Source organism: Ideonella benzenivorans (assembly GCF_020387415.1).
GTDB lineage: Bacteria > Pseudomonadota > Gammaproteobacteria > Burkholderiales > Burkholderiaceae_C > Ideonella > Ideonella benzenivorans.
The window spans coordinates 48,987-63,234 of sequence record NZ_JAGWCB010000021.1 but is presented as its reverse complement, the minus strand read 5'-3'; the positions used below and the strand labels follow the sequence as shown (position 1 = coordinate 63,234).

15 protein-coding genes and 1 pseudogene are annotated in these 14,248 nt (G+C 65.6%); 9 read left to right on the top strand and 7 right to left on the bottom strand.

Annotated elements, in window-relative coordinates:
* The 6 genes from KGA65_RS20885 to KGA65_RS20860 form a co-directional block, all read left to right on the top strand.
* A partial coding sequence (locus KGA65_RS20885) for a hypothetical protein (protein WP_225865064.1) occupies positions 1 to 393 on the top strand: 393 nt, incomplete at its 5' end.
* An 88-nt stretch (positions 394 to 481) separates the two neighbouring features.
* A complete protein-coding gene (locus KGA65_RS20880; protein WP_225865063.1) occupies positions 482 to 1,057 on the top strand; it encodes an HAD domain-containing protein in 576 nt (191 codons plus the stop codon).
* Entirely contained in the window at positions 1,054 to 1,839 is a 786-nt protein-coding gene (locus tag KGA65_RS20875) for a metallophosphoesterase family protein (protein ID WP_225865062.1), read from the top strand. The genes KGA65_RS20880 and KGA65_RS20875 overlap by 4 nt, the downstream gene beginning before the upstream one ends.
* Entirely contained in the window at positions 1,836 to 2,231 is a 396-nt protein-coding gene (locus tag KGA65_RS20870) for a hypothetical protein (RefSeq protein WP_225865061.1), read from the top strand. The genes KGA65_RS20875 and KGA65_RS20870 overlap by 4 nt, the downstream gene beginning before the upstream one ends.
* 288 nt (positions 2,232 to 2,519) lie before the next feature.
* A complete protein-coding gene (locus KGA65_RS20865; protein ID WP_225865060.1) occupies positions 2,520 to 3,014 on the top strand; it encodes a hypothetical protein in 495 nt (164 codons plus the stop codon).
* A complete protein-coding gene (locus KGA65_RS20860) occupies positions 3,011 to 3,895 on the top strand; it encodes a metallophosphoesterase (RefSeq protein WP_225865059.1) in 885 nt (294 codons plus the stop codon). Before KGA65_RS20865 ends, KGA65_RS20860 begins: the two co-directional genes overlap by 4 nt.
* A 5-nt stretch (positions 3,896 to 3,900) precedes the next feature.
* Here KGA65_RS20860 and KGA65_RS20855 read toward each other — a convergent pair whose 3' ends face one another.
* The 3 genes from KGA65_RS20855 to KGA65_RS20845 form a co-directional block, all read right to left on the bottom strand.
* The gene (locus tag KGA65_RS20855) at positions 3,901 to 4,134 is read right to left on the bottom strand and encodes a hypothetical protein (RefSeq protein ID WP_225865058.1); all 234 of its coding nucleotides are present in this window, start codon (positions 4,132 to 4,134) and stop codon (positions 3,901 to 3,903) included.
* A gap of 154 nt (positions 4,135 to 4,288) precedes the next feature.
* Positions 4,289 to 4,927, bottom strand: coding sequence for a zinc-finger-containing protein (locus tag KGA65_RS20850; RefSeq protein WP_225865057.1), 639 nt, complete (start codon positions 4,925 to 4,927; stop codon positions 4,289 to 4,291).
* A gap of 26 nt (positions 4,928 to 4,953) precedes the next feature.
* The gene (locus KGA65_RS20845; RefSeq protein WP_225865056.1) at positions 4,954 to 5,913 is read right to left on the bottom strand and encodes an SOS response-associated peptidase family protein; all 960 of its coding nucleotides are present in this window, start codon (positions 5,911 to 5,913) and stop codon (positions 4,954 to 4,956) included.
* Positions 5,914 to 6,067: 154 nt separating this feature from the next.
* Here KGA65_RS20845 and imuA point away from each other — a divergent pair, with 154 nt between their 5' ends.
* The 3 genes from imuA to KGA65_RS20830 are packed head-to-tail and all read left to right on the top strand — an operon-like array spanning position 6,068 to position 11,302.
* Positions 6,068 to 6,907 carry a translesion DNA synthesis-associated protein ImuA gene (imuA, locus tag KGA65_RS20840; RefSeq protein WP_225865055.1) on the top strand — a complete coding sequence of 280 codons (840 nt, stop codon included), beginning with the start codon at positions 6,068 to 6,070 and terminating at the stop codon, positions 6,905 to 6,907.
* The gene (locus KGA65_RS20835; RefSeq protein WP_225865054.1) at positions 6,849 to 8,192 is read left to right on the top strand and encodes a Y-family DNA polymerase; all 1,344 of its coding nucleotides are present in this window, start codon (positions 6,849 to 6,851) and stop codon (positions 8,190 to 8,192) included. Before imuA ends, KGA65_RS20835 begins: the two co-directional genes overlap by 59 nt.
* Positions 8,189 to 11,302, top strand: coding sequence for an error-prone DNA polymerase (locus KGA65_RS20830; protein ID WP_225865053.1), 3,114 nt, complete (start codon positions 8,189 to 8,191; stop codon positions 11,300 to 11,302). Before KGA65_RS20835 ends, KGA65_RS20830 begins: the two co-directional genes overlap by 4 nt.
* Positions 11,303 to 11,617: 315 nt before the next feature.
* On the opposite strand, the gene KGA65_RS20825 is transcribed toward KGA65_RS20830, so the two are convergent.
* From KGA65_RS20825 to KGA65_RS21215, 4 genes and pseudogenes are all read right to left on the bottom strand, one after another.
* Complete coding sequence (locus KGA65_RS20825; protein ID WP_225865052.1) at positions 11,618 to 12,241, bottom strand: tyrosine-type recombinase/integrase; 624 nt, start codon at positions 12,239 to 12,241, stop codon at positions 11,618 to 11,620.
* A gap of 270 nt (positions 12,242 to 12,511) precedes the next feature.
* On the bottom strand, positions 12,512 to 13,462 hold the full coding sequence (locus KGA65_RS20820; RefSeq protein WP_225865051.1) for a GGDEF domain-containing response regulator: 951 nt from the start codon (positions 13,460 to 13,462) through the stop codon (positions 12,512 to 12,514).
* Positions 13,463 to 13,502: 40 nt separating this feature from the next.
* On the bottom strand, positions 13,503 to 13,829 hold the full coding sequence (locus KGA65_RS20815; RefSeq protein WP_225865065.1) for a hypothetical protein: 327 nt from the start codon (positions 13,827 to 13,829) through the stop codon (positions 13,503 to 13,505).
* 73 nt (positions 13,830 to 13,902) lie between these two features.
* Positions 13,903 to 14,244, bottom strand: a pseudogene (locus tag KGA65_RS21215) (transporter substrate-binding domain-containing protein); the annotation flags it as partial.
* Between the last annotated feature and the right edge of the window lie 4 nt (positions 14,245 to 14,248).

Sequence of the window (14,248 nt, the reverse complement as noted above, 5' to 3'; positions counted from 1 at the left end):
GCAACTCTTGTCCTCGAGGACCCCGCGCAGGAGCGCAAGCGCCGCTGCCTAGAGACCGCCACTGACGTCCTGCGGGCCCTGCATGATCGAGGCGTCGAAGCGCGCGTTGTCGGGTCCGTTGGCAGGAATGGCCCATGGCACCGAGGGACCGACGTCGACGTCATGGTCATGAATCGGCCGGTGCCGACCTTGATGTCCCAGGACCCCGACGTTCGTGATGTCATCGAAGGCGGACAGTGGCGAGCACCGGTCGACGTTTGCTACTCCTGCTGGTGGTCTCAACTAAATGAGTACGACCCGTTCCTGGTGTGGTCGCCTTCGCTGGGGCGCTGCGTCGGCGCCAAGTGGTCGGATGGCGAGCAGAAGTACGTCGGACCAGAGGGCCAAGCATGAGCCGCCCAGCAGACTCGCACGGCGACTGGGTGCTCTGGAGCGCCAACTGCTACGGTCGCAGTCAGCAGAGCGAAATGAGGCCGAACTGATGAGGGACGCCAAGCACTTCGGCAAGGCGGCGCTGGACCGCCTCTATCGGGGCCAGGTCGAGGCTGGGCCCGGCCTGCTGTTCCTGGATTTCGACGAAATCATTTGTCTGTCCAGGCCCTACGGCGCCTACGAGCTTTTTGACGCCGAGAGCCAGCCAATTGACCTCTTCGAGAAGCTCTGGCATCCACCCTCGAAGGCTGTGCTGCTCAGCATCATGGAAGAACACTCTCCTCGCGTCGTCATCACCACCAGCTGGCTGCGGTTGATGGAGCGAGGTGGGTTCGTGGACTTGTTTTCCAGAACTGGCCTCGACAGCGTCGCGGCAGCGCTGCACGAGCACTGGGACGCACCGACCAACGCTGGCAAGACCAGGCACGACGCTATCGAGCGCTGGCTCTTCGCCCACCACGCCAGTGAACCCGTCATCGTCCTCGACGACGAAATCTCTGGTACCGGCCTGCGCGGGTCCAAGCTGGACAAACTAGGCCGAGTGGTCTGGTGTGAAGCCGGTGTCGGACTGCACGAAGACCACCTGCCGCAGGTGCGCCAGGCCCTCGCAGGAGACCAGTCATGACCGGGCCCGTCCTCTTCTGCGGCGACCCGCACGGCGCCTTCCGGCACATCATCGACGCCGCCGACCGCACCAAGGCCTCGGCGGTCATCCTGCTCGGCGACATGGAACCACGGCGCCCCCTACACCTCGAGCTGGCCCCACTGCTCGACAGTAAGGTGCCGGTCTGGTTCATTCACGGCAACCACGACGCCGACAGCGACGAGCTCTGGATGCGCGTCTGGGGCAGCGACCTGGCCAACCGCAATGTGCACGGACGCGTAGTAGAGCTGCCGGATGGAAGGCGGCTGGCGGGTCTGGGCGGTGTGTTCCGAGAGGCCGTTTGGTATCCGAGCGCGTGCGCCGCACGCGGTGGAGCACCGGCCTTCCGAACCCGGCGAGAGCACGCGAGATCGACGCCGCGGCAAGACCGCTGGGGCGGCACTGGCACGCATCGCAAGCACTGGGGAACCATCTATCCCGAAGATGTGGACGGCCTGGCCGAGATGCGCGCCGACATTCTCATCACACACGAGGCGCCGGGGTACCACCCAAACGGCTTCGAGCTTCTCGACACCCTGGCTCAAATCATGAGCGCGAAAGTGGCGGTCCACGGTCACCAACACGACCGGCTCGACAGCTCCGACCACTGGGCGCAGCAGGGCTTCAAGAGCTTCGGAGTAGGGCTGCGCGGAATCACGGCAATCGACGCTGACGGCAATTCGGAGGTCATCGTCCCGGGTGAGCTCGATGCCGTGCGTGACTTCCGCCAACGGCAATTCGACGCATTCGGAGGGGACTCATGACCGACGACGAAATCCGCGCTGCCCTGGGCGACCTGCCTTGGTCCATCGGCCGCGAAGGGCGGAAATGGACAAAGGCGGAAATGCTGCCCAAGCTGGAAGCGCTGCCAATGAAGCTCGAAGTCATCCATGGCCAGCTCTTTTGGGACGACGCTGAGCGGGTACGCGTGGTCGCCGCGTTGTTGGAGCACCTTGGCCTCGACTTCACCCTTCGGGTCGCAGCAGCGGCGGCCGAGACAAACCCGCAGGCCAACAGCTCATCAACGGTGTCTGCGCCCGTAGAGCGCACTTGGAATTACCGCGCCATCCGCTTCGAGCACGGGGAGGACTCCTACACGGCAATCCACGAGGTGCACTCCCCGAAAGATTTCTGCGCCATCGAGCCGGAGGCCTGACCATGGTTCTCTCAGGAGGTCATAAACCGTCACACGTCACGAAATTGAAGGAGCGCCGCATCCGACGCTCGCGCAAGCCTGCGCCAACTCTCTATGAGATGTTGGCCCAGTGCACGACCGACATCGATTTGACAGACGAGGACCGCACCTGGGACTCGATGCCAGCCGTTGGGGCCGAGCGGTGGTGGGAGCCGGCTCAGCAGCGACTATCGCTAGCAAGGCTCATCGAACTGAGGAAGCTACTCCCCTATCGGCCTCGCCGCCGTTTGCTCGTCAAGAACAAGCCCGATGACTGTGAAAACTGAAACCGCCTCTCCCATTGTTCACCTCATCGCGGAGCACCCTCGGCTCTTCCGTGGCGAGTCACCTGCTGTTCCCAGTGACCTGCCTGCGGGGTGGTACGACCTCGTCCACGTTTTGTGCCTCGGCATCGAAGAAATCCTCGGCGAGGATTGCCCGAAGTTCCAGGTCAAGCAAATCAAGGAGAAACTCGGAGGCCTTCGCTTCTACTTCGCTCTGTCCGGCTCAGAAGACTTCTACATCGACGTCCACTCTGAGGATGGCTTCGAGACCATCATCAAGCGAGCGGCGTCCGCACCAGCAAAGATGGCGTCCATTCGTCAGCTCGTCGAGCTCGCCTGTGAAGGCTCGCGCGCAACCTGTCAAATGTGTGGAGCGCTCGGCTCGCAGCGCGTCATCGGTGGAAGATTGACCGCCTTGTGCGACGAGCACCATGCCGAGAAGGTTGCTTTGAAAGGCGGCCCAGGGGAAGACGGCCGATGAGAGTTCTCGTCCTATCCGACCTGCACCTTGAGCACGCCGCCTCGCTGACGGTGCCATCCGACCTCGACTATGACGTGGTCATCCTCGCCGGCGACATCAACTCGCCGGGCATGCAGGCTGTGCACTGGGCTGCGCGTGAATCGACCTTCGGAGGCCGGCCGGTGGTCTACGTCCCCGGAAACCACGAGTTCTATGGAACAGAGATGGGCACCGAGCTAGAGGGGATGCGCCAGGCCGCCGAGGGCACTCAGGTGCACGTGCTGAGCAGAGACTCCGTCGTGCTGCAGGGAGTCCGCTTTCTCGGCACAACGCTGTGGACCGACTTCGCGCTTCCGGTCGGCAACGAAGGTGAACCGACTGATTACCATGAGGAGACCGACGTCGCCCGCGCGCTGGCGGCTGCGAATCGCTGCGTCATGGACTTCCGCAGCATCAAGCTCGCCGCCCCGTCCATTCCACGGCATCGGGATGAAGATGTGAAGCGACGCCAGCTTACAGCTGAGGACACGCTGGCGATGCATCACGTCGACCGCGACTGGCTGCGGCGAGAGCTTGAGGCTGGGCACGCGGGCCCGACCGTCGTAGTGACCCACCACGCGCCGCATCGGAGGTCCGTGGCCAAACGGTACCGCTCGGACTGGGTGACACCGGCCTTTGTCTCAGACCTCCCGGAGTCGCTCTTCGAGGGTGAGACGATGTGGGTCGGGGGCCGCAAGCAGAGCGTTGGCGGCCCGGCACTCTGGATTCATGGACACACGCACACCTCCTTTGACTACCAGGCCGGGGAGTGCCGTGTCGTGAGCAACCCGCGCGGATACCGCATGTCTGACGGCTCGTGGGAGAACGTGAAGTTCAACCCGGGCCTGGTCGTGGAGGTGTAGTCATTTCAGATGCGCTTGCCGGTCACGATGATGGTCTGCAGCGGTACCTGGTCGGCCTGGGAAGCCATGGCCACAACGGCCGAAGCACGGGCCTGGGCCAGTTCAACATCCTTGACTTGCGCGCCCGCGATGCCGGTCACGCTGGTCAACACCGCCAAGGTGACCAAGGCGGCTATGCCAGCGAAGCCTGCACGAGCGGTGCGGGAGACGGCAGGGAAGCGGTTGGCGGCGGTGTTCATGTCGGGCTCCTGTGAGGTGCAATCGGTGTGTCGATGAATGCACTGTAGGAAGCCTCTTTGGCAAGGGCCACCGGGTTGCGACGAACGGCCTGGATCGTGTCCTGAGTTGCACTCCTTGCAGATAAAGCGCTTTGCCCGCCTCGGCACGCCGTCACTACGCGAGGTGCCCGAACTTCTCCCACACGATGTCCGGCACCCGTCTGCAACTGGCCAGACCCATCAACCCGATCTGGCACGCCTCCCTTGGGATGCCCAGTTCACTCGCCAGCCAGGCATATGCCTCTGGCCGCTCCATTCGCCCCTGCTGCCAGACCGGATCGAAGGCCGCATGCGCCGCTCGCCGGGCATGGCGTAGCTCTTCGTTCGCCAGTTCTCCAAACGGCAGATCGCTGTCTCGGTGACAGCCCACCCACGCGTCGCAATCCCAGCACACCCAGAACTGCCTGTCTTCCAGATCCTTGCGGTCCGGGTACACGTCCAGGCCACCATGCAGTTGTGCTGGCTTCCCGCAGTAGTTGCAGGTGACTTTGCGTGCGGATTCCCTGGCCACCGGTTCGGCCACAGGCCGGCCTGCATTGGCACGGGCCTGCTTGAGGAAGGCCAGCATGCTGCTCATGCCCAGACCCTCCACCGGCGGCTCGATGCCGACGGTGCACCACGCCTGCGTGCGTGGCCAGAAGTCGACCTTGTCGTCCAGCCGCATGCGCTGTCCGCCATCGAGCTTGACCACATTGCCCTCGCCGAAGCCGCCCAGGCCGATCTGGCCACCGAACGCCTGTTTGAGTGCGCTCATGTGAGTCTCCTAGGCGATGCCGCCGGTTATGCCGCCAGCCGGTGCTCGTAGTACATGGGCTCGCGGTCGTCGAGGATGTCGTAGAGCGCTTGCAGGTTCTTCGGGTCCGGGTTCAGCCAGGCGTCCACATGATCGGGCCGGATCGGGATGATGCAGCGGTCATGGCCCGCTGCCGCCACCTCTGCCGGCGGCTCATCGGTGATGGCGGCGAATGACAACAGGTCCGGTTCTCCATCGTGGGTCCAGTGCGACCACAGGCACGCCACCAGCATGTCCTGCCCGGTGTTGGGCTTGAACTCCAGCACCACGTTCTCCGGCTTCTCGTCGGGGCCGAGGTCCCGGTGCTCCATCGCATGCCGGGCCACGTTCTCGTAGAAGGCGGAGGCCAGCAGGATGCCGTGGTTGCGTCCGAACTGCCCACGCCAGAACTTCTCCAGGTTGTCCCGGCGGGCGTTGTAGGTGCCTGGGAACTGAACGTCGTAGCTGGCGGGCTTGCCCTGCGGGCGGCACTGATAGCGCATCGGCAGCACCACCTTCTGTCCATCGCGCACCACCATCACCGGCGCATACACGCCCGGGAAGATGCGCGAGTCCCGATCCTTGGGCTCGGTGCGGCGCAGATCCTCCAGGTCCAGCCGGGCCTTGGAGATCTTGGCGGTGGCGATGCGCTGGCTGTCGAGCGCGGCCTTGGTCGTCTTGGTCTGCAGCGTGCGCTCGGCATCCGCCAGGCGCTTGCGCTGCGCAAACAATTCCTGCTCCAGGGCCAGGGTTCGCTGGGCCTTGTAGGTCGCAATGGCAGCCTGGATGGCCTCTTCATCAGGAGAGGCCGGAGCCTGCTCGAAGGCCAACTCCATCGCCTTGGGCACCTTCAGCTTGGCCTGCTCCCGCCGGAAGAACAGGTCCACGAATTCCTTGATGCTCAAGGTCGCGCCAAACAGGCGCACATAGTCCCGGTAGTTGGCACGGATCTGGGCGGAATAGCACATGGCAGCGAACCTCCCGGGTCAGCTCGGAAGCGGTCGTTATCGCACAGCCTGCCTGCCGCGGCCAGCAATCTCAACAGGACCGGTGCAGTGTGATCTGTTCGACTGGACAGGGGCGGAAGCTGAATGATACTGTATATACATACAGTCGTTTGTCATGCAGCTCGCCCTCGCCCCTGCGCTCGCCCCTGCGGGCCACCATCCCAGCCCCGAGCCACCCGGCCCGGCGCAGGACCGTGCGCTGCCCGACGACCTTCAGACTTCGGTCTGGCGCGGCTCAGAGTTGGGCCGGACGGCCTCGTCGGCCGTCAGCCCCTCCGGTTGGGCGACGCTGGACTCCGAATTGCCTGGGGGCGGCTGGCCGCTGCACGCAGTCACCGAGGTCCTGACCGCGCAGCCGGGCGTGTTGGAGTGGCGGTTGTTGGCGCCTGCATTGCGGCCCGTGGTGGCCTCTGGCGGCCAGGTGGTGGTCGTGGGGCCCCCGCGCCATCCGCACGCCCCTGGGCTGGCCCTGGAGGGCCTGGACGACCGCCAGTTGGTCTGGATTCAGGCCGAGAAGCCAGCAGAGCGGCTGTGGGTCACCGAACAACTCATCCGCTCCAACGCTGCAGGCGCCATCGTGGCCTGGCTGCCCCATGCGCGGCAGGAGCAGCTGCGCCGTCTGCAGGTCAACGCGGCCGGCTGTGAAGGCCTGGTCTTCCTGTGTCGGCCCGAGGCTGCCCGCCATGAGGCATCGGCCGCGCCGCTGCGTGTGGTCGCCTCGGTGGGGCTGGACTGGGAGCTGCACCTGCAGATCGTGAAGCGCCGTGGCCCGGCGCATGAAGGGCAATTGGTTCTGCCCTCGGTTCCTGCTGGCCTGGCCTCAGTGCTGACGCCGCGCCTGCGCCAACCCAGCCTGCTCCTGGAGGAGCGACTGGCACCTACCCGTGAGGCTGGCCATGCTGTGGGCCGCCCTGTTGCTGTCCCCGCTGCCCGACCCCTCGCCGCCGTCCGATGACCCCCGCCTTCCGGCTCTTGCAACCTGGGCTCTGTGCTTCACGCCCCGCGTTGCAACCGTCGACGAGGCCGTGGTCATGGAGGTCGAGGCCAGCGCCCGCCTGTTCGGTGGCAGGAGGACGCTGCGTGACCGGGTCGTCCTCGAGGGTGCGGAACTCGGCGTAGCTCAGGTGGCCTGGGCGCCCAACAGCGTCGCCGCATTGGCGCTGGCCAGGGCCGGTAAGGAGAACGGCGTGCGTCGGCCCATTGGCGAGCTGCTGGACCCCTTGCCGATGGAGACCGTCACCGCGGTCCGGCCGCACCGCACCACGCTGACCCAGCTCGGGTGCCGCAGGCTGGCCGATCTGCGTGCCTTGCCCCGGGGCGGCATCAGCAGGCGCTTCGATGCAGCCTTGCTGCATGCCCTGGACCAGGCCTATGGCCTGCGGCCCGAGGCCCACACATGGATCACCGTGCCTGAGACTTTCTCGGTCCGCTTGGAACTGCAGGCCCGGGTGGAAGTGGCCCCTGCGCTGCTGTTCGGCGCTCGGCGCCTGCTGATGCAGCTGTGCGGTTGGCTTGCCGCTCGGCATGCCGGCATCACCGCGTTCACACTGCGCTGGAAGCACGACAGCTTCAAACCGCGAGACGTGGCCGACAGCGGCGAGCTGACTGTTCGCACTGCTGTTCCCATGCGCGACCTGGAGCACCTTTGCCGCCTGCTGGCCGAGAACCTGGCCAAGATCCGGTTGCTGGCCCCGGCCGGCGAGCTGCAGCTCGAAGCCCTGGACGTGCAGGCGCTGGAAGAACAGAGTGCTTCGCTTCTGCCTGACACCGCCAAGTCCGGTGAGTCGCTGACCTTGGTGCTCGAGCGCATTGCCGCCCGACTGGGCCCGGACAAGGTGCTGCGGCCTGTGGTGCGCGAAGATCATCGCCTCGAATGGATGCAGCACTGGCAGCCGGCTCCGGCGGCACTGCCGAGGAAGCGCCCACGGCGCATGCGCTTTCCGCAACCGACGAACCTGCTGCCTGAGCCACTGCGCCTGGCCATGAGCGGCGACCGGCCGCTGTACCAGGGACCGTTGCACATGCTGATCGGCCCGCACCGGGTCGAGGGCGGCTGGTGGGACCGCGTGGCCACCCAGAACGAAGCTGGCGGTGTCGAGCAACCCCGCCAATTCATGCGCAATGTGGTGCGGGACTACTGGGTCGCGCTCAGCCAGCACAGCGGACCGCTTCTGGTCTTCCATGAGCGGCTGTCCGGTGAAGATAAGACCGCCTGGTACCTGCAGGGGTCGTACTCATGAGCCTGCGCCTGGCCACAGTCATCCCGCGCTACGCGGAGTTGCGCTGCAGCAGCAACTTCAGCTTCCTCCGCGGTGCCAGCTGGCCTGAGGAACTGGTCGAGCGGGCCAAGAATCTGGGCTACGCCGCGCTGGCCATCACCGACGAGTGCTCGGTGGCCGGCGTGGTCCGGGCCCACGTGGCGGCCAAGGAGCACCAGCTGAAGCTGCTGATCGGCAGCCAGTTCAGGGTCGAGTGCGACTCTCCGTTCACGATGGTGCTCCTGGCCTGCAACCTCAACGGCTACGGCAACCTGTGCGAGTTCATCACCAGCCTGCGCCGCAACTCGGCCAAGGGGACCTACCGCCTCACCATCGACCAGGTCGACCCGCAGGCCCTGGCCGACTGCCTGGTACTGATCTCGCCGGACCGGGATGCCACGCCGGCGCAGCTGACCACGGTGGCGCGCTGGCTGCTGACCAACTTCATCGGACGCTGTTGGTTGATGGTGGAGCTGTACCGCGTCATCGACGACGAGATCTGGCTGCATCGGCTGCGGGAGGTCAGCGAGCTGACCGCGATTCCACTGGTGGCATCGGGGGACGTGCTGATGCATGTGCGGTCTCGCAAACCGCTGCAAGACGTGTTGACGGCCACACGGGTGGGCCGACCGCTGACCGAGTGCGGGGCGGATCTGCAGGCCAACGCAGAACAGCACCTGCGCACCCGGCTGCGGTTGTCGCAGCGCTACCCGGCCGAGTTGCTGGCCGAGACACTGCGTGTGGCCGAGCGCTGTTCTTTCAGCCTGGACGAGCTGAAGTACCAGTACCCGGCCGAGGTGGTGCCGCACGGCGAGACGCCGATGTCCTACCTGCGGCGCCTGACCTACGAGGGCGCCGGGCGACGATGGCCTGCGGGCATGCCGGCCAAGGTGCAGGCCCAGATCGAACACGAACTGACGCTGATCGGGGACCTCCGGTATGAGCACTACTTCCTCACCGTCGCCGACATCGTCCAGTTCGCCCGCAGCCAGCACATCCTCTGCCAGGGGCGCGGCAGTGCCGCCAATTCGGTGGTCTGCTTCTGCCTGGGCATCACTGAGGTGGACCCAGCCCGCATGTCGGTGCTGTTCGAGCGGTTCATCTCCAGGGAGCGCAACGAGCCGCCGGACATCGACGTGGACTTTGAGCACCAGCGGCGCGAGGAGGTCATTCAGTACCTGTACAACAAGTACGGACGGGACCGGGCCGCGCTGACAGCGGTGGTCATCAGCTACCGGCCCAAGAGCGCGTTCAAGGACGTGGGCAAGGCCCTGGGATTCCAGGAAGAGCAGCTGGAGGCCCTGGCCAACAACCTGACCTGGTGGGATGGCCGTGAAGTCATCCCCGAGCGGGTGGCCGAAGCCGGACTGGACCTGAATGATCTGGCGGTGCGGCAGTTGCTCACGCTGGTGGGGGATCTGCTGGGCTTTCCACGGCACCTTTCCCAGCACCCAGGCGGCTTTGTGCTGACCAAGGGGCCACTCAAGCGCATGGTGCCGATCGAGAACGCGGCGATGGAGGCCCGCACCGTCGTGCAGTGGGACAAGGACGATCTGGACGCCATGGGACTGCTGAAGGTCGATGTGTTGGCCTTGGGCATGCTCTCCGCCATCCGGCGCTGCCTGGCCTTTGTCAGCGAGCGCAAGGGTCACGTCTTCGAACTGCAGGACATCCCGGCCGAGGACACGGCCACCTACGACATGATCTGCAAGGCCGACACCGTGGGGGTGTTCCAGATCGAAAGCCGGGCGCAGATGAGCATGCTGCCGAGGCTGAAGCCGCGCTGCTTCTACGATCTGGTGGTTGAAGTCGCCATCGTGCGGCCGGGACCGATTCAGGGGCAGATGGTGCACCCCTACCTGCAGCGGCGGCAGGGCAGGGAAGCCGTCAGCTACCCCAGTGAGGCGCTGAAGGAGGCGTTGGGGCGCACGCTGGGCGTGCCAATTTTTCAGGAACAGGTGATGCAGGTGGCGATCCTGGCGGCCGGGTTCACGCCGGGTGAGGCTGACCAACTGAGACGCTCCATGGCGGCTTGGAAGCGCAAGGGCGGACTGCAGAAGTACCACGACAAGATCGTCAACGGCATGACCGAGCGTGGCTACGAGGAGGCCTTCGCCAAGCAAATTTTCGAGCAGATCAAGGGCTTCAGCGAGTACGGCTTCCCGGAGAGCCATGCAGCATCATTCGCGCTCCTGGTCTATGCCAGCTGCTGGCTGAAGTGCCACCACCCGGCCGAGTTCCTGGCCGCGATGTTGAACGCGCAGCCGCTGGGCTTCTACTCGCCGTCGCAACTCGTGCAGGACGCACGGCGGCACGGGATCGAAGTGCGGCCAGTGGATGTGATGCACAGCCACTGGGATTGCACGCTGGAGGGCGTGAACGACCCACCAGCCGTGCGGCTGGGGCTGAGGTTGGTCTCTGAGCTGAAGGAGAACTCTGCGGCACGCATCGTGGCGACCCGGGCACGGGCGCCGTTCGACACGGCCGAGAACTTGGCTATGCGAGCCGGGCTGGAGCAGCATGAGATGCGGCTGTTGGCCGGGGCTGATGCGCTGGCCAGCCTGTCGGGGCATCGACGGCAGCAGGTGTGGGAGGCTTCAGCGCTGCGCCGGCCGCCAGAGCTGATGCGCGAGGCGCCGGTGGAGGAGGCGTTCCTGGAGCTGGCACCCGCCCTGGAGGGCGAGGAGGTCATCCACGACTACGCCACCGTGGGGCTGACCTTGCGCAGTCATCCGCTTGCGCTGCTGCGCAGGCACCTCGACAAGCGGCGGCTGCGCACTGCTGCGCAGTTGATGCTGCTGCCAGATGGGGTGCCCGTGCGCTATGCAGGCATTGTCACCATCCGGCAGCAGCCGGAGACTGCCAACGGAACCGTGTTCATCGGATTGGAGGACGAGACCGGGAACGTCCAGGTGGTCGTGTGGCGGTCACTGAAGGAGAAGCAGCGGTCCGAGGTGTTGCGGGCCCGGCTGCTGGAGGTCCGCGGAACCTGGCAGCGGCAGGGGGATGCGACCAGCATCGTGGCGGACTACCTGGAGGATCTGACGCCATTGCTGGGCAGTTTGGAAACGGAGAGCAGGGACTTTAGATAGCGACAGCAACATGGACGGGTTGCATGTCCGCACTGCAGCGGTTGCGGTCATTTGGCCTCCGACCGTCAGCGGACGGCAATCGGCCAAGAGCGGGTGCTCAGGCTGCTTCCGCGGGTACCCGGTTAAGGCTGAGAGCCGTCGGTCAACCCTTCTTTGCCCAATGGCCGCTTTCACCCAGGATCGGTCCTTTACCCCAGCCGGTGGAACCGGTGATGTTAGAAGTCGGACGGAGCAGGACGCGGCGTTCCAGAAGGAGGGCGCCGCGCTTGCGGCGGTCACATCACTAACTGCGTCGCCGTGATCGCCGCAGCCTTTTCAGATCTCCGTCTGTTCCGAGATCTCGAGGGCGTCATCGACTTCGATCCCAAGGTATCGGACAGTCGACTCCAGCTTGGAGTGGCCAAGCAGCAGCTGCACTGCGCGGAGGTTTTTGGTGCGTCGGTAGATCAGGGTCGCCTTCGTCCTGCGCATGGAGTGCGTGCCGTAGTCCGCTGGATCGAGTCCCAGTTCCTTCACCCAGTGCCCGACGATGCGAGCGTACTGACGCGTGCCCAGGTGCGGCGACTCGTGCAACCGGCTGGGAAAGAGGAAATCCTCGCTTCTCAGGCCGGCCTGCTTGATCCAGGTTTGCAGGGCATCACGCGTGCTCGCAGTGATCTCGAACTGCACGGGGCGCTGGGTCTTGTGCTGCATGACGATGGCGCGGGAGGCCATCTGGTCGCCATGGCACACATCCCTCACTCGAAGCGCCACCAGATCGCACCCGCGAAGCTTGCTGTCGATGCCCAGGTTGAACAGGGCGAGCTCGCGAACTCGTCCTTGCATCTGCAGGCGAACGCGAAGCGCCCAGATATCTTTCAGCTTGAAGGGCGCCTTTTGTCCGACGATCTTGCCCTTATTCCACGGCTCGCGAGACGCGTTGCCATTCGACATGCTCATGATGGTCTCCCATCGAGTTGATGGGCATCAGAGCATGCGCCGATGGGCGAATGATTCAAGCTGCCATTTGGAGTGCGAATTGCTCTCTGACGCTACCGGGCTGCCAGCACCCGCCCCATGTTTCAGCGTGGCCGTCTGCATTTCTTGCGTTCAGGCCGCTCGATTGGATTCGGCGTCGCCCTCAGCTTGGTGCGGTCTTGCTCTACGCCATCACCGGCTTCGTGCTCGCCTTGTGCGGCCGTCGCCGTACGCGGCGTGGTTCGAGCTTCCTCAGCTCTCTGCGATTTCGCTCCGGCTTCTGCCCGCTGCCTTGGCGCGGTACAGCGCCGCATCGGCTCGCCCCAGCAACTCCTCGATCCGATCCTGAACCGGCGCCGCTCGCAGTGCAGCGGCGCGCTCCTCACTGAGCGGCTCCAAGGTCGCAATGCCGACCGACGCGGTCAACTGCCCCAGCGGACTGGCTTCATGCGGGTGGGCAAGTTCGGCCAGGGCCCGATGCAGGTGCTGAGCAACCGCCATCGCGCCTGGGCCGTCGGTGTCGGGCAGCAGGACCAAGAACTCCTCGCCACCCCAGCGCGCGCAGTCGTCATTGGCACGGCTGGCTGCCTGTCGAAGACAGTCGGCCATCTTGATCAACGCGTGATCGCCGCCTGCATGACCGTACAAGTCGTTGAAGGCCTTGAAGTGGTCGACGTCGACCATCAGCACGCTCAGTGGCGCGTTCTGGCGGTCGGCGCGCAGCAGTTCCCTCTCCAGCCATTCCTGCATCGCGCGGCGGTTGGACAGCCCGGTCAGCGGGTCGGTGCGTGACAGCCGTCGGACTTCGGCCAAAGCCCGGCTCAGTCGCAGCTGGGTGTTCACCCGGGCTCTCAGCACGCCGGGGCGGATCGGCTTGGACAAATAGTCGACGGCGCCCGCGGCGAAGGCGGCCTCCTCGGTGGCCTCGTCGCGGTGACTGGTCAGCAGCACCACCGGAATCTCTGCCAATTCGCTGGCCTTTTGCATCAGCGACAACATCTCCAGCCCCCCCATCTCCGGCATCTCCGCGTCCAGCAGCACCAGATCGGCCGGCTCTTGACGCAGCAGACGCAAGGCGTCTGCTGCGCTGCGCGCGAAGCGGCAGCGACCGAAATCGCTCAGCAGGCGGCTGGCCGCCTGGATGATCGATGGGTCGTCGTCGACCAGGAGCAGCGTGGCTGGCGTGGGTCTGGATTCGTTCATGTCAGTTGTCGACCGGGTTTGCTAGCGTTATCGAAGCGCATCATGCTTGACGCGACGAGGCATCGGATGCCTGCCATTCAGTCAGGAATTGATGCGCGGGCGCAAAGTCAAGATTGGCGATACGGTGCTGAAGGCGCCCCAGCTCCGCCGACGGCAGGCCTTGCGCGCAGAGCCAGGGGCGCAAGGCGTCGAACGCATCGGCAGCGCCGAGGTCTTGCTGGCTCAACAGCAGCAGCAGTTCGGCAAGGCGCGTCGCCGCCTGCTCTGGCGCCGGCAGGTCCGCCGCGATCGTCGGTCCAGCTGGGGAACGAGCCTGCGCCAGCATCGGCTCCGCCAGTTGGCGCAGCTGGCAGAACGCATCCCTCAAGGCCTCCAGCTGAGGGCTGAGTTCGGCCGGTGGGAGTCCCTGTCGAAGCTGGGCTGAGGAAGCTGCTGCGCTCGGGGGTGGGCCTGAGCGACGAGACCAGGTCCACCTCGCCGGTCTTGACGCCCTGCAGGATGTCGGCGAGGTCGCGCGGCGGGAGGGTTTGAATGTCCAGCCCGGCCCGGGGTGCGATGGCCCGCAGCAGGTCCACCGACAGGCCGCGGATCTGCCCGTCGCGGTCGGCGTAGACAAAGGGGGGGTAATCGGCCTCGGGCGCAAAGCGCACGGCGCGGGGCGGATCGCTGGCAGGTGCGGCCTGCACCGCGCCGCCGATGCCCAGCCCCAAGACCAGCGCCAGGGCCAGGCCGGCCCATGAGCGCTGGGGCGACACGGATCGCGCGGTGCGGGGGTTCGTCATGCGG

Excerpts from the sequence above, each read along its gene's own strand:
- KGA65_RS20880 (WP_225865063.1), top strand. The coding sequence starts at position 482 with ATGAGGGACGCCAAGCACTTCGGCAAGGCGGCGCTGGACCGCCTCTAT.
- KGA65_RS20875 (WP_225865062.1), top strand. The coding sequence starts at position 1,054 with ATGACCGGGCCCGTCCTCTTCTGCGGCGACCCGCACGGCGCCTTCCGG.
- KGA65_RS20870 (WP_225865061.1), top strand. The coding sequence starts at position 1,836 with ATGACCGACGACGAAATCCGCGCTGCCCTGGGCGACCTGCCTTGGTCC.
- KGA65_RS20865 (WP_225865060.1), top strand. The coding sequence starts at position 2,520 with ATGACTGTGAAAACTGAAACCGCCTCTCCCATTGTTCACCTCATCGCG.
- KGA65_RS20860 (WP_225865059.1), top strand. The coding sequence starts at position 3,011 with ATGAGAGTTCTCGTCCTATCCGACCTGCACCTTGAGCACGCCGCCTCG.
- KGA65_RS20855 (WP_225865058.1), bottom strand. The coding sequence starts at position 4,134 with ATGAACACCGCCGCCAACCGCTTCCCTGCCGTCTCCCGCACCGCTCGT.
- KGA65_RS20850 (WP_225865057.1), bottom strand. The coding sequence starts at position 4,927 with ATGAGCGCACTCAAACAGGCGTTCGGTGGCCAGATCGGCCTGGGCGGC.
- KGA65_RS20845 (WP_225865056.1), bottom strand. The coding sequence starts at position 5,913 with ATGTGCTATTCCGCCCAGATCCGTGCCAACTACCGGGACTATGTGCGC.
- imuA (WP_225865055.1), top strand. The coding sequence starts at position 6,068 with ATGCAGCTCGCCCTCGCCCCTGCGCTCGCCCCTGCGGGCCACCATCCC.
- KGA65_RS20835 (WP_225865054.1), top strand. The coding sequence starts at position 6,849 with ATGCTGTGGGCCGCCCTGTTGCTGTCCCCGCTGCCCGACCCCTCGCCG.
- KGA65_RS20830 (WP_225865053.1), top strand. The coding sequence starts at position 8,189 with ATGAGCCTGCGCCTGGCCACAGTCATCCCGCGCTACGCGGAGTTGCGC.
- KGA65_RS20825 (WP_225865052.1), bottom strand. The coding sequence starts at position 12,241 with ATGAGCATGTCGAATGGCAACGCGTCTCGCGAGCCGTGGAATAAGGGC.
- KGA65_RS20820 (WP_225865051.1), bottom strand. The coding sequence starts at position 13,462 with ATGAACGAATCCAGACCCACGCCAGCCACGCTGCTCCTGGTCGACGAC.